Source organism: Acidovorax sp. CF316 (assembly GCF_000276605.1).
In the GTDB taxonomy this organism is placed as follows: Bacteria; Pseudomonadota; Gammaproteobacteria; order Burkholderiales; family Burkholderiaceae_C; genus Acidovorax.
In genome coordinates, this window is the sequence record NZ_AKJX01000287.1 from 1 (window position 1) to 17,404 (window position 17,404).

The following is a 17,404-nucleotide window of genomic DNA, read 5'->3' on the forward strand; positions in this document are numbered from 1 at the left end:
CAGGCGGCCGCCGGCGCTGCCACCCGCAGCCAGCAGCTGGTGGCGCCGCCGCGCGGCCTGTCGCGGCGCGGGCAACTGATCGCCGACACAGCGGCGCGCTGGAACCCGCCGGTGGCGGTGGCGCGGGCCTTTCGCATGGGAGCGCCCGAGGTGGACACGTTTCCGTACGCGGTGTGGGACCGCCTGGCGCGCCAGGCCGGCCCCGGCCAGCGCGCGGCGCGCGCCCAGTACCTGGACCCGGCCGGCGACCCGCAGCTGCGCGAGGCGGTGGCGCAGTGGCTGTGGGCCTCGCGCGGCATCCGCTGCGACGCAGGCCAGGTGGTGGTGTGCTCGGGCTCGCAGCAGGCCATCGACCTGATCGCGCGGCTGCTGCTGGACGGGGGTGACGAGGTGCTGGTGGAAGACCCGGGCTACCCCGGCATCCGCGCGGCGCTGCTGGGCCATGGCGTGCTGGCCCGGCCCATGGCCATGGACTGCGAGGGCGCCTGCATCGCCGAGGCCACGCAGCGCTGGCCCGGCGCGCACATGGCGGTGGTGACGCCCACGCACCAGTACCCGACGGGCGTGCGCATGGGCCTGGCGCGGCGCCAGGCGCTGCTGCAGTGGGCGCGCACGCACGATGCCTGGGTGGTGGAGGATGACTACGACGGCGAGTTCCAGTACGGCGCGCAGCGCGTGCCGGCGCTGTGCAGCCTGCCGGGGTCGGAGCGGGTGCTGTACGTAGGCACCTTTTCCAAGACCCTGCACCCGGGGCTGCGCCTGGGCTTCATCGTCGCGCCGCCGGCGCTGGTGCAGCCCTTTGCCATGGCGCGTGCCATCACCGACCGGCATGCACCCGGCGATGCGCAGGCGGTGCTCGCGCAGTTCATTGCCGAAGGCCACCTGCTGCGCCACCTGCGCCAGATGCGCGAGCTGTACCAGGCGCGCCAGCAGGCCCTGCGCGATGCGCTGGCCGATGCCAGCGACGGCGCCCTGCAGCTGGCCGCGAGCGACCGCGGCATGCACCTGCTGTGCGAGCGCACGCCGGGCAGCGACGACGAAACCCTGTGCCGCCAGGCCCAGGCGGCGGGGGTGATGCTGGCGCCGCTGTCGCGCTACGTGATGGCGTCAGAGCGGCGCGGCTGGCTGTTCGGCTACGCGGGTTTCGACATCGCCGAGATCACGGCCGCGGCGCGGATTGTGGGCCAGCTGGCCCGGCGCCTGCCGCGCACCTGACCACTCAACTCACTGCGCGCTTTTCCACCAGCTTTGCGATAGGGCGGGGTTGCGGATGTCCAGGCGCTCGCCCATCACCGGTGCCACCAGGGGCACGCTGGCGGCCGCGGCCAGCTGGGTGATGCGGTCGAAGGGCTCGTGCCAAGGGTGCAGGGCCAGGTCGAAGGTGCCGTTGTGGATGGGCATCATGTGGTGGCCGCGCACGTCGCGGTGGGCCTGCAGGCTTTCCTCGGGCTGCATGTGCACATCGGGCCACTGGGCGTCGTAGGCGCCGGTCTCGACCATGGTCAGGTCGAAGGGGCCGTAGCGCTCGCCGATGGCCTTGAAGCCGTCGAAGTAACCCGTGTCGCCGCTGAAGAAGATGCGCGTGTCGCCGGCCATGATGACCCACGAGGCCCACAGCGTGCGGTTGCCGTCCGACAGCGTGCGGCCCGAGAAGTGCTGGGCCGGGGTGGCGACGAATTTCACGCCGCCCACGCTGGTGCCCTGCCACCAATCGAACTGCTGCACCTTGGCGGCCGGCACGCCCCAAGCGATGAGGCGGTCGCCCACGCCCAGGGGGGTGAGGAAATGCTCGACCTTGGGCGCGAGCTTCTGGATGGCGTCGAAGTCCAGGTGGTCGTAGTGGTCGTGCGAGAGCACCACGCCGGTGATGGGGGGCAGCTCGTCGATGGTGAGCGGTGGCGCGTGGAAGCGCTTGGGCCCGGCGAACTGGAAGGGCGAGGCGCGCTCGGAGAACACCGGGTCGGTGAGCCAGAACTTGCCGTCGAGCTTGATCAGCATGGTCGAATGGCCCAGGCGCCACAGGCTCTGGTCGGGCGCGGCCAGCACATCGGCCTGGGTCAGCGGCTTGACCTCGATGGGCTTGCTGGGCACGGTATTGGCGGGCTTGTCGGTGGCAAATTTCCAGAAGATGGCCACGGTCTTGAAGAAGCCGGGCGCCTGGCGCGGCGCAACGTTGCGGAACTTGCCGTCCCGGTACTGGGGCGACGCCTCGTACGAACCCGAGGGCGGGGTGGCACAGGAAATGATGCTGTAGGCCATGGCGGTGATTGCGGTGAGGAGGAGGAGGATGCGGGGCACGCGGCGGAACATGGGGACTGCCTTTTCTGAAAAGTGCACTGCACAGTGTAGTGTTGTTTCTGAAAAAGTAAACTACCCGGTGTAAAATTTCTCCTATGCACCCGATAGTCCCCACCGCCGCCCCGACCCGCCTGACCGACCGCAAGCGCGAGGCCATCGTGCAGGCCGCGATTGCCGAGTTCCGCGAGAACGGCTTTGCCGGCACCAGCATGGACCGGGTGGCGGCCGCGGCCGATGTCTCCAAGCGCACGGTGTACAACCACTTCCCGAGCAAGGACGAGCTGTTCGAGGCCATCCTGGCCCAGATGTGGGAGCGCAGCCATGCGCAGGCCGAGATCCGCTACGACGCGGACGGCCCGCTGCGCGCGCAGCTGCTGGCCGTGCTGGAGCAGAAGATGCAGATGCTGGACGACGCGAGCTTCATCGACCTGTCGCGCGTGGCCATGGCCGAGCTGATGCACACACCCGAACGCGCCCGTGCCCTGGTGGACCGCCTGTCCGAAAAGGAAGAGGGCCTGCCGCAGTGGCTGCGCGCCGCCCAGCAGGACGGCCGCCTGCGCGCCGGGGTGGACCCGCAGTACGCCGCCCACCAGCTGCACGGGCTGGTCAAGTCCTTCGCCTTCTGGCCCCAGCTGGCCATGGGCCAGCCGCCGCTGGCCCCCGCGCTGCGCCAGCAGGTGCTGGAGGATGCGGTGGACATGTTCCTGGGCTTCTACGCCGTCGCGGTACCGGGCTGATTGATTGGCGCGTGCGGCGTATGCTGCCGGCCCATGACAGTCCAGCAGCAGCAACAACCCTCCCAGATCCTCTTTCTCCCGGGCGTCGGAGGCGACCCGCAGTTCTGGCAGCCCGTGTCCGGCCTGCTGGATCACCCAGCCGCCCGCCGGCTGATGGGCTGGACAGGCTTCGGCCCGGTGCCGGCCGACCCCGCCGTGCGCGGGATGGAGGACCTGGTGGCGCGGGTGGTGGATGCCATCGACCAGCCCACCGCGTTGGTCGCCCAGTCGATGGGCGGCATCGTGGCCGTCCAGGCCGCGCTGCGGCGCCCCGGGCTGGTCACGCACCTGGTGCTCACCGCCACCTCGGGCGGCGTCGACATGGCCGCCCATGGCGCGCAGGACTGGCGGCCGGCCTTCGCCCAGGCCCACCCCACGGTGCCGCCCTGGTTCGCCGACTACCGCGAGGACCTGAGCGGCGCCCTGGCCACCTTGGCGGCGCCCACGCTGCTGCTGTGGGGCGATGCCGACCCGATCAGCCCCGTGGGCGTGGGTCGGCGCCTGCTGGCGCTGCTGCCCCGGAGCCGGCTGCACGTGGTACCCGGTGGCGCGCACGATCTCGCGAACCGGCATGCGGCGCAGGTGGCTCCGCTGATCGCAGTCCACCTGGGTGGCGGCGCCTGACTTTGCACTACGCTCGGCGCTTTGCACTCCCGAGCCCCACGAACCCCATGCCCACCGCTCCCTACCTCGACACTGCGCCCGTGCTCGGCACCGGCGTCTTCCTCCACGACTCGGCCCAGGTGATCGGCGACGTCACCCTGGGCAAGGACGCCTCCGTGTGGTGCAACGCCGTGCTGCGCGGCGATGTGAACCGCATTGTGGTGGGGGAGGCCAGCAATGTGCAGGACCTGACCATGGGCCATGTCTCGCACCGCAATGCCAGCAAGCCCGAGGGCTCGCCGCTCATCATCGGCAGCCATGTGACCATCGGCCACGCGGTGATCCTGCACGGCTGCCGCATTGGAAATGAGTGCCTGATCGGCATGGGCTCGATCGTCATGGACGACGCCGTCATCGGCGACCGCGTGATGCTGGGCGCCGGCAGCCTGGTGTCCCCCGGCAAGGTGCTGGAAAGTGGCAACCTCTACATCGGCCGGCCTGCGGTGCGCCAGCGTGCGCTGACCGACCAGGAAATCGCCTACCTGCGCTATTCGGCCGAGCACTATGTGCGCGTGAAGAACAACTACCTGGCCGGCACGCCAGACGTGGCGGTGGAGCCGCCGCCCCAACCGCTGTAAGGCCGACGCGCCCACCGGGTAAGGGCCAGGCGGGATAATCGGGCACTTCCACGATTCCCCTTGAGGCGGCACTGCATCGCCCGTCCGCCCCCACCATGTCTGCCGCCCCACCGCTTCGCGTCCTGTCCGTCATCCCGCCGATGACGCAGCTGAACACGCCCTACCCGTCGACGGCCTACCTCACGGGTTTCCTGCGCTCGCGCGGCATCACGGCGGTGCAGGAGGACCTGGCGCTGGCGCTGGTGCTGCAGCTGCTCTCGCCCGAGGGCTTGCGCGCCGTGGCGGCCAAGGTGGATGCGCTGCCCGCCAAGAAGCACAGCCCGGCCGTGCAGGCCTTCGCGGCGCAGCGCGACCGCTACCTGGCCACCATCGCGCCCACCATCGCCTTCCTGCAGGGGCGCGACACCACGCTGGCGCACCGCATCGTGGGCCGCAACTTCCTGCCCGAGGGGCCGCGCTTTGCCACGCTCGACGTCTACGTGGACGACGAGGGCGGGGACCCGCTGGGCTGGGCCTTCGGCGCACTGGGCCTGCACGACCGGGCCAAGCACCTGGCCACGCTGTACCTCAACGACCTGGCCGACGTGCTGCGCGACGCGGTGGACAAGCGCTTCGAGTTCGTGCGCTACGCCGAGTCGCTGGCCGGCAGCCAACCCACCTTCGACCCGCTGGCCGCGGCGCTGGCCGAGCCCCTGAACCTGGTGGACGAGACCCTGCGCACGCTGGCCCTGGCCGCGGTGGAGCGCCATGCGCCCACGGTGGCGCTGCTGTCCGTGCCCTTCCCCGGGGCGGTGTACGCGGCCTTTCGCATCGCGCAGGCGATCAAGGCGGCGCACCCGCACATCGTCACCGTGCTGGGCGGCGGCTTCGTGAACACCGAGCTGCGCGACCTGACCGAGCCGCGCGTGTTCGACCACTTCGACTACGTGGCGCTGGACGCGGGCGAGCGCCCGCTGCTGGCGCTGCTGGAGCATGTGCAGGGCCAGCGCGGGCGCCAGCGCCTGGTGCGCACCTTCGTGCGCGACGCAGACACGCAGGCCGTGCGCTACATCAACATGCAGGAGGCGGACATCGCCTTCGCCGAGGTGGGCACGCCCACCTGGGACGGGCTGCCGCTGGACAAGTACCTGTCGCTGCTGGACATGCTCAACCCCATGCACCGGTTGTGGAGCGACGGGCGCTGGAACAAGCTCACCGTGGCCCACGGCTGCTACTGGAAGAAGTGCAGCTTCTGCGACGTGAGCCTGGACTACATCAGCCGCTACGAAGGCGCCTCGGCCAGCGTGCTGGCCGACCGCATCGAGGCCATCGTGCGCGAGACGGGGCAGACGGGCTTCCACTTCGTGGACGAGGCGGCCCCGCCCAAGGCGCTCAAGACCCTGGCCACCGAGCTGATCGCGCGCAACACGGGCATCTCGTGGTGGGGCAACATCCGCTTCGAGAAGACCTTCACGCCCGAACTGGCCGAACTGCTGGCCGACAGCGGCTGCATTGCCGTCTCGGGCGGGCTCGAAGTCGCCTCGGACCGGCTGCTCGACCTCATGAAGAAGGGCGTTTCGGTGGACCAGGTGGCGCGCGTGACGCGGGCCTTCACCGACGCGGGCATCCTGGTGCACGCCTACCTGATGTACGGCTTTCCGACGCAGACCGTGCAGGACACGGTGGACGCGCTCGAGTACGTGCGCCAGCTGTTCGCCAACGGCTGCATCCAGAGCGGCTTTTTCCACCGCTTTGCCTGCACCGTGCACTCGCCCGTGGGCAAGGCGCCCGAGGAATACGGCGTGACGCTGGAGCCCCTGCCGCCCGTGAGCTTCGCCAAGAACGACATCGGCTTCCACGACCCCACGGGCGTGGACCACGACGCGCTGGGCGGGGCGCTCAAGAAGGCCATCTACAACTACATGCACGGCATCGGCCTCGAGGAGGACGTGCGCAGCTGGTTCCCCTTCAAGGTGCCCAAGACGACCGTGCAACGCAACCGCATCGAGCGGGCGCTGCAGCAACGCGGCTGACCTCGGGAGGTCAGGCCGCAGCCACGAACGCGAGGATGTCGTCGAAGTCCTTGCGGTCCTTGGGCGTCTGGTACTTGTAGGCGGCGAACGACTGCTCAAGCATGCCGGTCAGCCGGTCGCGGTTTTCCCGCAGCTCCGCCTTCCACGCCGGGTCGCGCACCAGCAGCTTGAAGATGGCGAGCTTGCCGTCCAGGTTCCCGTGCATGGCGTCGAACGAGGTGGCCGTGAACTCCAGCAGATTGGCCAGCTTGGGCAGGCCGCGGGTGCCGGCACCCTTGTCCAGCAGCGACTGCACGATCTTGGCCTGGTGATAATAGATGGCGATCTCGATGGGGTAGCTGGTTTCCGAAGATCCCTTCTCGCGCAGGTCAGGATCGGCGCCATGCTCCAGCAGCAGGTCCACGATCTTGGGCGCGGAGAACCGGCAGGCCTCGTAGAGGTTGGGAGACCCCTTGTGCGGCAGGTTGGGGTCGGCGCCATGCTCCAGCATCAGTTGCACGACCTTCACGCGCTTGTCGGTGATGGCCTTGTTCAGGCAGGAGTAGCCCGAGGAGAACTTGCTGTTGGGGTCCGCCCCCTTTTCCAGCAGGGCCTGCACGGTGGCCTGGTTCTTGGAGAACCCGATGGCGCGGATGAAGGCATAGGTCGGGTCGTTCTGCTCGCGCTCGGCGGCCTCGATGGCCCTGCCCACGCGGCCCAGCTGGGCGGTCGGGGCCAGGGTCTTCATCAGCGCCACCACGTCGGCGGGCGGCTTCTTCCTGCCGTCGATGAAACCGTATTCGAGCTTGCGCGCCACCTCGTCATCGACCAGTTCCGCATGCAGGGCGTGGCAGACCTTGGACAGGGGGGCGATGAAGTCCCCGACGTCGGTGGAGCCTGCGGTAAAGACCGCGTCGATCACCCGGCCCGAGCGCCCATAGTGGTCGAAGCCCAGGTGGTCCGTGGGGTGGATGGCGATCTTGCGGGCCGCGAAGAAAGCCTTGATGGCCGCTCCGAGCGGTGCGCCATCGGGGGTGCTGAAAACGGCATGCAAGGCATCGGCATCGGTGTCGTCCTTGCAGACCAGCGTGAATCGTGTCGTGCTTTCCATGTTCCCTCAAGGCATTGGTTTTTGCGGGCATCATATTTCGATGCAAGCACCTCGCCCGCCCTTCGCTGCCGCCATCTTCGACATGGACGGCCTGCTCATCGATTCCGAGCGCGCCACCCTGCGTGCCTGGACCGATGCGGCCCTGGCCCTGGGCGTAGTGCTGCGCGAGAGCGACTACCTGCAGGTGGTGGGCAAGGCGGCGCAGGACTCGCACGCCATTTTGCAGAGGCATCTGGGTGGGGTGGCGCCGTTCGAGCAGGCCATGGGGGCGGTACGGGCCGCGCTGGAGGAAGGGGAGGGCAGGGAGCTGCTGTTCCCGCTCAAGCCCGGCGCGGCCGCGCTGCTCGCGCGATTGCAGGCCGCGGGCATTCCGTGTGCGGTGGCCTCGTCCTCGCGCACCGACGAGATCGCGCAGCGCCTGGCGCGCGTGGGCGTGCTGCCGCACTTCAAGGCCGTGGCCGGGGGCAACGAGGTGCTGCGCGGCAAGCCCGACCCGGCGCTGTATGCGCTGGCGGCCGCACGCCTGGATGTGGACCCGGCGCTGTGCCTGGCCTTCGAGGACAGCCACAACGGTGCCTGCGCGGCGCTGGCCGCGGGCATGGGCCTGGTGGTGGTGCCCGATTTGCTGCAGCCCGCATCCGAGGTGGCGCAGGCCTGCGTGGCGGTGCTCGGCTCGCTGCAAGAGGCCCTGCCCGAGCTGCCGCGCTGGTTCACGCGCGGCGCCTGACGGTACTCAGATGGCGGTCTGCGACTCGGCCTCGAGCACCTTGCGGCGTGCCATGGCCAGGTTGGCGCGGCTGCGGTCGAGCACGTAGTAGATGAACAGGCCGTCGTGCTTTTCCACCGGGCGGATGATGTGGTACTGGTGGGTTAGCGTGATCAGGATGTCCTCGATGCTCCCCTGCATGCCCAGCGACTTCATGGTCTTCATCTTGGCGCGCACGACCTCGGTGTTGCCCGCGGCAGCCAGCTCCAGGTCCATGCCGCTGCCCACGGACTCGAGCAGCATGCCGCTGTTGTAGTCCACCAGCGCGGCGCACATCGCGCCCTCGGTCTGCATCAGCTGGTTCAGGAGTTCTTTGGGGGTCAATGCCATGGCGGGGTCTCCGGTGGTGGTGGAACAAGGGAACGGGAACGGCAATGGAAGGGGGTCAGCCCGGCTGCGGCACCGTGGCGCAGGCAGCAATCACCTGGTCGGCGGTGTTGCGGCAGCTCCAGAGCAGCTTTCCCAGCAGCGATGATTCGTTGGTGACCACGGTGAGCACCAGGTCGCCGGAAGGCACGGACAGGTTCATCGAGACGATGTGGCCGCTGCCCGATTCGAGGATCAGCCGCTCGGGCGCGCTGTGGCCGGCCTCGCGCGTCATGGCGCCGGCCAGCGCGCTGAGCGAGCCGGACATGGCCGACAGCTTGTCGGCATCCTGGCTGTCCGAGAGCGTGGAGGCCACGGTGAAGCCATCGGCGCTGGCCAGCGTGGCGCTCAGGATGCCCGGGGTGCCGCGCTGCAGTTCACCGAGCAGCCCGGCCAGCTGCGCGATGGTGACCAGGCGCAAGGACGTGGCGACAGGCGCCAGGCCAGGGGTACCGCCGATGTTGCTGCTGCTACTCATGTTCGATCTCCGCCATGCTCACCAGAACCGACAGCAGGAGGCGCACGTCGGCATCGCGCCGCACGTCCACCTCCAGCACCGGAGGGTTGTACCCCAGGGCGCCCAGTTGCTCGCAGTAGTCGGCGATGCCGGGCGAGGGGTGGGTGTCGAGCCGGCCCACGCCGACCACCGTGCGCCGGGCCGGCACATGCGGCGCAAAGGCCTTGAGGTAGCGCGCCACCTCGCCCACGGGGTCGCGCTGGGAGTTGTCGGCCAGCACGATCAGGCCGAAGGCGCCCGCGCCCAGGATGTCCCACATGAAGCGAAAGCGCTCCTGGCCGGGCGTGCCGAAGAGCTTGAGCTTCCACTGGCCGCCATCCATCTGGCACTCGCCGTAGTCCAGGCCCACGGTGGTCATGGTCTTGCCGGGCATGGGCAGCTCCGCCCAGCCGGTGATGGGCACGTCCGTGGACAGGGCCTGGCCATCGCTGATGGCCTGGATCGCGGTGGTCTTGCCGGCGCCCATGGGGCCGGTGAAAACGATCTTGAGATCGCGGGAGCCGCCTGCAAACACCGCAGGCGCGGAGGAGGGCGTCACCATAGCTTGAGCCGTTCTCGAAGATTGCCGAGCCAGCCTGCGGGGGCGGCGGCAGGAACAGGGGTCTTGGCCGCCGGCGCAGGGGCCGCCACGGCGGTAGCGGCAGCCGCAGGCGCGGTCTCCTCCACCGCCAGGCCCAGGGCCAGGCTGGCTTCGAGGAACCAGCGCACCGTCGCTTCGGGCACGCCGCTCTTGGCGCACAGCTGCTCGTAGCTCAGGGCCCGGCTGGTGAGCAGCGCCGCCAGGCGCGGGTGGCCTGCAGACGACAGGCCGATGGCATCGGGCCAGCGTAGCAGCCGGTAGTGGCCCGTGCGCACCGGTGCGCTGGCACCCTTCTGCGCCAGTCGCATCGCCAGGCTCCACAGCAGCTGCCGCAGGCTGTGCGAGGGCACGGAGCGGATGAGCTCTTCCTCGACCGGGCTCACGCGATGCGGCTCGCCCAGTGTGTAGGCGCCCGAGAGCAGCACCTCCATGGGCATGGAGGTGTGCACCAATTGCTGCACGAAGTCGAACACGACCTGCTGGCCCGCGCTCATGGGCACCACGGCGCGGCGGCGCTCGGCCGTGCGGGTGTGCTCACCGAGCAGTTCGAACAGGGCGCGCTGGCCCTTGACCGGATCGAACTGCGACACGCCGTATACCCGCTGGGTGGCCGACTGCAGCACGGCGATGACGTTGCTCATGCGCAGCGGCGTGGCCACGGTGAGGTCAGCGGTCTGCTCCAGCGCCGCGCTGGTGTCGGCGGGGTCGAGCACGCGCACCGTGATGCAGGGCGCATGGAAACGGTAGGGCCAGTGGCCCGGAACGAAGACCACATTGCACTCGGCCAGCTGCTCGCTGAAGCGCGCGCGGATGTTCACGCCGCCGTCGAGCAGGCGCACCAGGGCGCGCAGCACCAGTTGGTCCTTCTGCGCAATGTCCTGGGTACCGATGACCAGCCCGTCGCCCATATCCGTCAAGCCCCCTGTGCAGCAGGATGGCGCCCGTGAAGGCGGCCATGGATGGCCCGGCCCGCGCTCGAAGCAGGAAGATCAGGAGCAGAAACGGCGAGTGCGGGACCTGGGCGGTGTTGCATCGCTGGGGCGGCCTCTCGGTTGGGTGTGATGACCACTGAGACGGCGGTTTCCCTGAGCAACCCTGGATTTCAACGTGGCAGTCCCGCTGTCGTGGGTGCCGAGACATGCTCTCGGTACCGGTAGACCGGTGACTTTGCGGGCCCGGCTTTCGCACGGGGGTGCCGTTTCAGTGCTTTTCAGTATAGGGGAATGGGTTGCGCTGGCAACCATTGAATGGCGCACAGCAACGCCCGCACCCGACGCGCATTCCCAGGGTGTTGTTCTGGCGCATACACCGGCAGGGCGGCCTGCGCGGCGCGGGCCAGGCTACTTCTGCTTCTGGTAGGCCTTGTCGGCCGGGGGACCGCGGTCCGTGTCCTGCAGGCCGCGCTGCACGTCGCGGTAGGCCTGCTGTACCTGGGCGTCGGGCTTGCCATGGGTCATGTCGACCGACTGGTCGCGCTCGTGCGGCAGCTTGGGGTTTTCTTCCTGGGCGGCGTTGGCCGCATCGGCGTCGCCGCGGGTGGGGGTGGCGGCGGACTGGCGCTTGGTGGTGTCCACCGAGGCTTCGGTCGTGCGGGGATCGGCGGTCGTGGGCATGGGGTTTTCCTTTGGGCGCCACAGAAGCGCAGGTGGGTCGTTGACCATCGTAGGAGCACCGGCCATGGGGCGGTGTAGGCCCATTCCCCATCTGCACGACAGGATGCCCAAGTCGCAAAACACTGTATGCCCAACCATATGCCACACTCTCGTCCTTATGTCTTCAACAGAGTGGGCCCAGGCGGCCCTGCAGTCGTTCGATGCGGTGGTGCAGGCCACGCCGGGGTTTCGCAGCCGCGGCGGGCAGCGGCGCATGGCCGAGCAGGTGGCGCAGACCTTCAGCCATGCCACGCTGGGCAAGGTGGACGAAGAGGCGGGCGAGGCCGCGCCCACCCGCTCGATCGCCGTGATCCAGGCCGGCACGGGCGTGGGCAAGTCGCTGGCCTACTGCGCACCCGCGATCGCCATGGCGCTGTCGCGCGGCACGCGGGTGCTCATCTCCACCGCCACGGTGGCGCTGCAGGAGCAGTTGGTGAACAAGGACCTGCCGGCCCTGGCCCAATTGCTGCCCCAGCCCTTCAAGTTCGCACTGGCCAAGGGGCGCGGGCGCTATGTGTGCAAGCTCAAGCTCGACCGCCTGGCCGGCACCGGCGAGGCCGAAGACGAGCCCGAAGACGACCTGTTTGCCGAGGAAGAGGCCGCCGCACGCGCCAAGCGCCCGCGCCAGGAGACCGAGGCGCGCATCCAGTTCTACTCGGCCATGTCGCAGACCCTGGCCAAGGGCGCCTGGGACGGTGACCGTGACAGCCTGGACACGCCGCCCGAGCCCGAGGTCTGGAGCGCCGTGGCGGCCGAGGGCGCCTCCTGCACCGGCAAGCACTGCCCGGCCTTCAGCCAGTGCACCTACTACGACAAGCGCAAGGAACTGGTCGGTGCCCAGGTGATCGTCGCCAACCACGACTTGCTGCTGTCGTCCCTGGGCGCGCGCGTGCTGCCCGAGCTGGACAATTGCCTGCTGGTGCTCGACGAGGCGCACCACCTGCCCGCGACCGCGCTGGACCAGTTCGCCTGCAGCATGGACCTGAGCCGCGTGACCTGGATCGAGCGCCTGGCCAGCCGCGGCCTGCGCATCGGCGCGCTGCTGGAGGTCGAAGAAATCGCCGACATCCCCAAGCACTCGGGCCAGCTGCGCCAGACGCTGCAGGACCTGGCGCGCATCGTGATGGACGTCTACGGCCCGGCCCTCAAGAGCCAGAAGGACGCCTGGGGCCCGGCGCGCGTGCGCGTGCCGCGCGGCGTGCTGCCCGAGCCCCTGATCGCCCCGCTCGGGCTGCTGGCCGCGAGCGCCGACGGTTTTCTCGAAGCGCTGCGCGCTATCTCCAAGGCGCTGCGCGCCGAGATGCGCGACAAGCCCGACGAGGCGCGCCTCCTGTCCACCCTGTACGCGCAGATCGGCATGCTGGCCCCGCGCCTGGAAGAGCTGCACGCCACCGCCCAGCTGCTGCTGCAGGATGCGCCCGAGGGCGCGGTGCCGGCGGCCAAGTGGTTCACGCTGGAGGTGGAGGGCGACTTCATCGTCGTCAAGGCGCATGCCAGCCCGATATTGCCCGGCACCACCTTGCGCAATCACCTGTGGAGCGCCGTGCGCGGCGCGGTGCTGACCTCGGCCACCCTTACCAGCTGCGGGCATTTCGAATTCTTCATGCGCGAGTCGGGCCTGCACGGCGATGCGGCCGCCACCACGCTGGAGGTGCCGAGCCCCTTCGACTATGCCGCCCAGGGCACACTGATCGCGGCCGAGACCCACGCCGACCCGAAGAACGCGGCCCAGTTCACGGCCGAGATGGTCGAGGCGCTGCTCTACGACATCGCCAACGTGGAATACGGCGCGCTGGTGCTGTTCACCTCGCGCGAACAGATGCGCCAGGCCGTCGATGCCCTGCCCACCGCCATGCGCAGCGTGGTACTGGTGCAGAACGCGCTGCCGCGAACGCAGCTGCTCAAGCGCCACCGCGAGCGCGTGGCCGACGGACAGCCCTCGGTGATCTTCGGCATGCAGTCCTTCGGCGAGGGGCTGGACCTGCCGGGCCGGCTGTGCGAGTCGGTGTTCATCACCAAGCTGCCCTTCGCCCCGCCCGACGACCCGGTGGGCGAAGCCCGTGCCGAATGGCTGCGCGCCGTGGGGCGCGACCCCTTCAGCGAGCTGGTGGTGCCGGCCACCGCGATCCGCCTGGCCCAATGGGTGGGCCGCGCCATCCGCACCGAGGAAGACCAGGCCCATGTGTACTGCTACGACAAGCGGCTCATGAACACCTCGTACGGGCAGCGTCTGCTCAAGGGCCTGCCCCCGTTTGCGCTGGAGCAGCGCAAGCCGCGCTGAGCGCTGTCGGACAAACGCCCTACGCAAGCCGGGCCCGAGACCGACGCCTGCGCACCTCTTGGCGGCCTACAGTGAATTTTTACCCATTCACCATCTGCCGGAGGCCCCCATGCAACACGAAACCCCCGCCCGCGAGACGCTGTGGAAGCTGATCAAGGACATCAAATTCGGCATGCTCACCCACCGCCATGCCAATGGCATGCTGCACGCGCACCCGCTGACCACGCAGAATCGCAGCATCGACGAGCAGTCGCTGCTGTACTTCTTCATCCCGCGCAATGGCGAGCTCTACGGCCGCCTGCTGACCGATGGCCAGGTCAACGTGTCGTATGCCGACCCGGGTGATGACAGCTATGTGTCCCTGTCGGGCCAGGCCAGCTTCGTCGAGGACCTGGCGCAGAAGGAAGCCCTGTGGTCACCCATGGCCAAGGCCTGGTTCCCGGCGGGCCATACCGACCCCAACCTGGCACTGCTGGCCGTGCGCATCGGCCATGCCGAGTTCTGGGACGTCAAGGAAAGCAAGATGGTGCAGCTGTACAAGATGGCCAAGGCCGCCATCACCGGCGAGCAGCCGCGCGACCTGGGCGAGCACCAGGAACTGACGCTGTCCTGAGGCAGCACCGTGAACACCGCGGTGCGCCCGCCCCTGCGCACCATCCATGACCGGACGTGAGGAGATTGCCATGAGCAGCAAGGGAAACCAGCCAGACGACGTGAATGCCGGCAGCGACGGCAGCGGCAAGGTCGCCAACGCCCACAACAGCGCAGGCGACAAGGCCACGCAAATCAACCAGGGCCGCCGCACGCCCGAGAGCCGTGGCGACCGCGACACCCACCTGGGCAGCGGCAACCAGGGCCAGTCCCGCCAGGGCGGTGCTGGCAGCAGCAGCGGTGGTGGGAGCCGCGGCGCGGGTTGAGCCCGCGAACGACCGCCACGCACCAGAAAGGGCCCTCGGGCTCTTTCTTTTTGATCGCCTGCCCTTGAAAACGCCGATAAACCATCCAATTACCATCCATATGGATGGCACAAGACGGCCAGAAGGCACACTATGACCCCCACTTCCAGCACCCCCCTGGCCCTGCGCAGCAAGGTCCCCGATTCGGAAAAGATCACCATCAACCTCGGCTATGTGGACCTGGGACACATCGATCTGCTGGTATCGGAGGGCTTCTACGCCAACCGCACGGATTTCATCCGCACCGCCATCCGCAACCAGCTGAGCACCCAGAACGAGGCGGTGCGCCAGGTGGTGGCACGCAAGATGCTCGTGCTGGGACTGCAGCGTTTCGGCCGCACCGACCTGGAGACCGTGCAGGCCGCCGGCCAGACGCTGGAGATCCGCGTGCTGGGCCTGGCCAGCATCGAGGACGACGTGCCGCCCGAGCTGGCAAAAGCGACCATCGCCTCGGTCACCGTGCTCGGGGCGTTCCACGCCAGCCCGGCGGTCAAGGCGGCCCTGGCGGGCCGCATCGGTTGAGACAAGCGCCCACCGTGGCGCGGTGCCCAGCGCACCACAACGGCGATTTCTTTCGTCCTCCATTCCAGACCGGCCCTTTCGAGCGGCGGCATTCCGAGACAAAACCGACGGCACCGGCCGCCCCCTGGGCAGCGGTGCCATGCACGGCGCACGCCCTACCAGCTCACCCAAGGACCTTCCAATGGACTGGAACCACAATCTCAAGCAACTCCTCGGCAACGCCACCGACCTGGTGCGCAAGGGCCAGCTGGCCGATGCCACCCGCGCCATCCAGCAGGCCCTGGGCGGCACGCCCGCCATGGCAGGCACGGCAGCACCCCATGCCGCTGCGACGGCCACCCAGCGCGAAGGCGCCAGGGCGGGGATGCCCGGGACCGCAGCATCCGGCCCAGGCTGGCGCACCGGATTTGCGCAGGCCGACATCGAAGACGCCGTGGTGATCGACCTAGCGGACGACAAACCGCCCCGCACCCCGCCGTCCCCCGATCCCGCACCCGCCAGTGCCCGCGGCCATGCCGCCAAGCCAGCGCCCGGCAGCTTCACCCGGGTGGCCTTCGCGCTGGCTGGTGCCCCGCAGGACCATTACTACCTGTACGTGCCGCCCGGTGCCGACACCGGCGCCCCCATGCCCCTGGTGCTCATGCTGCACGGCTGCACCCAGGACCCGGAGGACTTCGCCACCGGCACGGGCATGAACGGCGCGGCGGCGCGGGCGAATGCCCTGGTGCTCTACCCCGCCCAGGCGGGCAGTGCCAACCCCAAGGCCTGCTGGAACTGGTTCCGGCCCCAGGACCAGCGGCGCGGCGGCGGCGAGCCGGCCACGCTGGTGGCCATGGTGCGCGAGGTGATGGCACGCCACCCGGTGGACGGCAACCGCGTCTATGTGGCGGGCCTCTCGGCCGGCGGTGCCATGGCGGCCCTGCTGGCACGCGAATACCCCGAGCTGTTTGCCGCCGTGGGCGTGCACTCGGGCCTGTCGGCCGGTGCGGCGCAGAACGTGATGGCCGCGCTCTCGGCGATGAAGACCGGCGCCAAGCCCGCCAGCACCAGCCCGTTCGCGGCGACCACGCCCCCGGTCATCCAGCTGGGCACGGCGCTGCCGCTGATCGTCTTCCATGGCGATGCCGATGCCACCGTGCACGCGCGCAATGGCGAGCAACTGGTGGAGGCGGCGCTGGCCGCCGCCGAGGGCGAGGTACGCCCTGCCGTGACCACGGGCCGCTCGGCCCACGGCCAGGGCTATACGCGCACCCTCTACCAGAGCGGCAACGCCACGCTGGCGGAGCACTGGGTGCTGCACGGTGGCGGCCACGCCTGGGCCGGTGGCGATGGCCGCGGCAGCCACACCGATCCCCGGGGCGTATCGGCCACCGAGGAGATGCTGCGCTTCTTCCTCGCACACCCCCGCTGTTGACCTCGGGCCGCGCGCCACCATAATTTGCCCCCGGGGCAACACGCACCGCCCCATCCATACCAACAGCAAGGTGCGGTAGCTGAGGGGGCAATTCACCGTGGAGAACGTCTACATCACCATCGCAGGACTGGTGGCCATCGGGCTGGTCGTCTACCTTGTCCGGCGCGCCAGGCGCCAGGACAGCACCCGCACCGACCTGAAGATCACCGGCGTGCACATCGACCCGCCGTCGGGCAGCGTGCTCGAGGCCAACACCCCCATCACCGTGACCCTGGACTACCGCTACAGCGCGCCCCGGGAGCCGCTGTATGTCTGGGTGAAGATCCTCGACACCACCTACGACTCGGTCTACGAGGGCTCTCGCGACTGCCTGGAGCCCGGCACGGGCCAGGTGACCCGCCGCGTGCACCTGACGCAGGCCGGCACTGTGCGCGAGCTGTTCATCGTGGCCAAGAACCAGGAATTCGTGGAGGTCTTCAACCAGGCGCTGGCGGTGGACTACACCTACGAACAGGCCGAGGTCGACGAGGAATGGCTGAACGACGGCAAGGGCTCGGAGATCACCGGCGTCAAGGTGTCCATTCCCTCGCCGGCCGTGGTCAAGGCCGGCACCCGCATCGACGTGGACGTCGCCTACGCGATCAACACCGAAGAAGGCCTCGATATCTGGGTCATCCCCGAGACGCAGGCCAACATGACCTACGAGGGCACCACGGGCAAGCAGGTGGGCACGGGCGTCGTGTCCAAGCATTTCACCGTCATCGACCCCGGCAAGCTCACCAGCGTCCGGCTGCTGATGAAGAACGCCGCCAGCCAGACGGTCTACGAGCGCATCGTGCCGGTGGACTACACCTATACGGCGGCCTGAAGCCCGCCTGGCAGGGCCGCAAACCCTGGGCCCGGGCCGGGGCAAGGGCTTCGGTTTATCCTCCA

The 17,404-nt window shown here is 69.3% G+C and carries 19 protein-coding genes and 1 riboswitch; of the genes, 12 read left to right on the forward strand and 7 right to left on the reverse strand.

What is annotated here, in order from left to right:
* A partial coding sequence (locus PMI14_RS32170; protein ID WP_007861757.1) for a PLP-dependent aminotransferase family protein occupies positions 1 to 1,215 on the forward strand: 1,215 nt, incomplete at its 5' end.
* Positions 1,216 to 1,224: 9 nt separating this feature from the next.
* Here the strand turns inward: PMI14_RS32170 and PMI14_RS32175 are convergent.
* Complete coding sequence (locus tag PMI14_RS32175) at positions 1,225 to 2,259, reverse strand: MBL fold metallo-hydrolase (RefSeq protein ID WP_035206432.1); 1,035 nt, start codon at positions 2,257 to 2,259, stop codon at positions 1,225 to 1,227.
* Positions 2,260 to 2,393: 134 nt separating this feature from the next.
* Between PMI14_RS32175 and PMI14_RS32180 the strand changes: the two genes are divergently transcribed.
* The 4 genes from PMI14_RS32180 to PMI14_RS32195 all read left to right on the forward strand — a co-directional run bounded on the left by PMI14_RS32180 (position 2,394) and on the right by PMI14_RS32195 (position 6,327).
* Entirely contained in the window at positions 2,394 to 3,035 is a 642-nt protein-coding gene (locus PMI14_RS32180) for a TetR/AcrR family transcriptional regulator (RefSeq protein WP_007861760.1), read from the forward strand.
* Between the two features lie 33 nt (positions 3,036 to 3,068).
* Positions 3,069 to 3,698, forward strand: a complete 630-nt coding sequence (locus tag PMI14_RS32185) for an alpha/beta fold hydrolase (protein WP_007861761.1) — start codon at positions 3,069 to 3,071, stop codon at positions 3,696 to 3,698.
* Between the two features lie 47 nt (positions 3,699 to 3,745).
* Entirely contained in the window at positions 3,746 to 4,315 is a 570-nt protein-coding gene (locus PMI14_RS32190) for a gamma carbonic anhydrase family protein (RefSeq protein WP_007861762.1), read from the forward strand.
* A 140-nt stretch (positions 4,316 to 4,455) separates the two neighbouring features.
* Complete coding sequence (locus PMI14_RS32195; RefSeq protein WP_035206427.1) at positions 4,456 to 6,327, forward strand: radical SAM protein; 1,872 nt, start codon at positions 4,456 to 4,458, stop codon at positions 6,325 to 6,327.
* A gap of 10 nt (positions 6,328 to 6,337) precedes the next feature.
* On the opposite strand, the gene PMI14_RS33895 is transcribed toward PMI14_RS32195, so the two are convergent.
* Positions 6,338 to 7,417 (reverse strand): ankyrin repeat domain-containing protein, encoded by a 1,080-nt coding sequence (locus PMI14_RS33895; RefSeq protein ID WP_007861764.1) that lies wholly within the window; start codon positions 7,415 to 7,417, stop codon positions 6,338 to 6,340.
* 40 nt (positions 7,418 to 7,457) lie between these two features.
* Between PMI14_RS33895 and PMI14_RS32205 the strand changes: the two genes are divergently transcribed.
* Positions 7,458 to 8,144 carry an HAD family phosphatase gene (locus PMI14_RS32205; protein ID WP_007861765.1) on the forward strand — a complete coding sequence of 229 codons (687 nt, stop codon included), beginning with the start codon at positions 7,458 to 7,460 and terminating at the stop codon, positions 8,142 to 8,144.
* A 6-nt stretch (positions 8,145 to 8,150) separates the two neighbouring features.
* Here the strand turns inward: PMI14_RS32205 and PMI14_RS32210 are convergent, their stop codons facing one another.
* The 5 genes from PMI14_RS32210 to PMI14_RS32235 all read right to left on the reverse strand — a co-directional run bounded on the left by PMI14_RS32210 (position 8,151) and on the right by PMI14_RS32235 (position 11,259).
* The gene (locus tag PMI14_RS32210) at positions 8,151 to 8,513 is read right to left on the reverse strand and encodes a hypothetical protein (protein WP_007861766.1); all 363 of its coding nucleotides are present in this window, start codon (positions 8,511 to 8,513) and stop codon (positions 8,151 to 8,153) included.
* 55 nt (positions 8,514 to 8,568) lie between these two features.
* Complete coding sequence (locus tag PMI14_RS33900; protein ID WP_007861767.1) at positions 8,569 to 9,027, reverse strand: roadblock/LC7 domain-containing protein; 459 nt, start codon at positions 9,025 to 9,027, stop codon at positions 8,569 to 8,571.
* A complete protein-coding gene (locus PMI14_RS32220) occupies positions 9,020 to 9,607 on the reverse strand; it encodes an ATP/GTP-binding protein (RefSeq protein WP_007861768.1) in 588 nt (195 codons plus the stop codon). The genes PMI14_RS33900 and PMI14_RS32220 overlap by 8 nt, the downstream gene beginning before the upstream one ends.
* On the reverse strand, positions 9,601 to 10,563 hold the full coding sequence (locus PMI14_RS33905; RefSeq protein ID WP_146187884.1) for a hypothetical protein: 963 nt from the start codon (positions 10,561 to 10,563) through the stop codon (positions 9,601 to 9,603). The genes PMI14_RS32220 and PMI14_RS33905 overlap by 7 nt, the downstream gene beginning before the upstream one ends.
* A 189-nt stretch (positions 10,564 to 10,752) precedes the next feature.
* A riboswitch (cyclic di-GMP riboswitch) is annotated at positions 10,753 to 10,853 on the reverse strand.
* A gap of 133 nt (positions 10,854 to 10,986) precedes the next feature.
* A complete protein-coding gene (locus tag PMI14_RS32235) occupies positions 10,987 to 11,259 on the reverse strand; it encodes a hypothetical protein (protein ID WP_007861770.1) in 273 nt (90 codons plus the stop codon).
* A 157-nt stretch (positions 11,260 to 11,416) separates the two neighbouring features.
* Between PMI14_RS32235 and dinG the strand changes: the two genes are divergently transcribed.
* The 6 genes from dinG to PMI14_RS32265 all read left to right on the forward strand — a co-directional run bounded on the left by dinG (position 11,417) and on the right by PMI14_RS32265 (position 17,339).
* Positions 11,417 to 13,579 carry an ATP-dependent DNA helicase DinG gene (dinG, locus tag PMI14_RS32240; RefSeq protein ID WP_035206431.1) on the forward strand — a complete coding sequence of 721 codons (2,163 nt, stop codon included), beginning with the start codon at positions 11,417 to 11,419 and terminating at the stop codon, positions 13,577 to 13,579.
* Positions 13,580 to 13,688: 109 nt separating this feature from the next.
* Entirely contained in the window at positions 13,689 to 14,192 is a 504-nt protein-coding gene (locus PMI14_RS32245) for a pyridoxamine 5'-phosphate oxidase family protein (protein WP_007861774.1), read from the forward strand.
* A 70-nt stretch (positions 14,193 to 14,262) separates the two neighbouring features.
* Entirely contained in the window at positions 14,263 to 14,496 is a 234-nt protein-coding gene (locus tag PMI14_RS32250; protein WP_007861776.1) for a hypothetical protein, read from the forward strand.
* Positions 14,497 to 14,628: 132 nt separating this feature from the next.
* Positions 14,629 to 15,057 carry a hypothetical protein gene (locus PMI14_RS32255; RefSeq protein WP_007861778.1) on the forward strand — a complete coding sequence of 143 codons (429 nt, stop codon included), beginning with the start codon at positions 14,629 to 14,631 and terminating at the stop codon, positions 15,055 to 15,057.
* 181 nt (positions 15,058 to 15,238) lie between these two features.
* On the forward strand, positions 15,239 to 16,471 hold the full coding sequence (locus PMI14_RS32260; RefSeq protein ID WP_007861780.1) for a PHB depolymerase family esterase: 1,233 nt from the start codon (positions 15,239 to 15,241) through the stop codon (positions 16,469 to 16,471).
* Between the two features lie 97 nt (positions 16,472 to 16,568).
* Positions 16,569 to 17,339, forward strand: coding sequence for a hypothetical protein (locus PMI14_RS32265; RefSeq protein WP_007861781.1), 771 nt, complete (start codon positions 16,569 to 16,571; stop codon positions 17,337 to 17,339).
* The last annotated feature ends 65 nt before the right edge of the window (positions 17,340 to 17,404 follow it).

What these genes read in the sequence shown, in the direction of transcription:
- PMI14_RS32175 (WP_035206432.1), bottom strand. Translation starts at nt 2,259, where the DNA reads ATGGCCTACAGCATCATTTCCTGTGCCACCCCGCCCTCGGGTTCGTAC.
- PMI14_RS32180 (WP_007861760.1), top strand. Translation starts at nt 2,394, where the DNA reads ATGCACCCGATAGTCCCCACCGCCGCCCCGACCCGCCTGACCGACCGC.
- PMI14_RS32185 (WP_007861761.1), top strand. Translation starts at nt 3,069, where the DNA reads ATGACAGTCCAGCAGCAGCAACAACCCTCCCAGATCCTCTTTCTCCCG.
- PMI14_RS32190 (WP_007861762.1), top strand. Translation starts at nt 3,746, where the DNA reads ATGCCCACCGCTCCCTACCTCGACACTGCGCCCGTGCTCGGCACCGGC.
- PMI14_RS32195 (WP_035206427.1), top strand. Translation starts at nt 4,456, where the DNA reads ATGACGCAGCTGAACACGCCCTACCCGTCGACGGCCTACCTCACGGGT.
- PMI14_RS33895 (WP_007861764.1), bottom strand. Translation starts at nt 7,417, where the DNA reads ATGGAAAGCACGACACGATTCACGCTGGTCTGCAAGGACGACACCGAT.
- PMI14_RS32205 (WP_007861765.1), top strand. Translation starts at nt 7,458, where the DNA reads ATGCAAGCACCTCGCCCGCCCTTCGCTGCCGCCATCTTCGACATGGAC.
- PMI14_RS32210 (WP_007861766.1), bottom strand. Translation starts at nt 8,513, where the DNA reads ATGGCATTGACCCCCAAAGAACTCCTGAACCAGCTGATGCAGACCGAG.
- PMI14_RS33900 (WP_007861767.1), bottom strand. Translation starts at nt 9,027, where the DNA reads ATGAGTAGCAGCAGCAACATCGGCGGTACCCCTGGCCTGGCGCCTGTC.
- PMI14_RS32220 (WP_007861768.1), bottom strand. Translation starts at nt 9,607, where the DNA reads ATGGTGACGCCCTCCTCCGCGCCTGCGGTGTTTGCAGGCGGCTCCCGC.
- PMI14_RS32235 (WP_007861770.1), bottom strand. Translation starts at nt 11,259, where the DNA reads ATGCCCACGACCGCCGATCCCCGCACGACCGAAGCCTCGGTGGACACC.
- dinG (WP_035206431.1), top strand. Translation starts at nt 11,417, where the DNA reads ATGTCTTCAACAGAGTGGGCCCAGGCGGCCCTGCAGTCGTTCGATGCG.
- PMI14_RS32245 (WP_007861774.1), top strand. Translation starts at nt 13,689, where the DNA reads ATGCAACACGAAACCCCCGCCCGCGAGACGCTGTGGAAGCTGATCAAG.
- PMI14_RS32250 (WP_007861776.1), top strand. Translation starts at nt 14,263, where the DNA reads ATGAGCAGCAAGGGAAACCAGCCAGACGACGTGAATGCCGGCAGCGAC.
- PMI14_RS32255 (WP_007861778.1), top strand. Translation starts at nt 14,629, where the DNA reads ATGACCCCCACTTCCAGCACCCCCCTGGCCCTGCGCAGCAAGGTCCCC.
- PMI14_RS32260 (WP_007861780.1), top strand. Translation starts at nt 15,239, where the DNA reads ATGGACTGGAACCACAATCTCAAGCAACTCCTCGGCAACGCCACCGAC.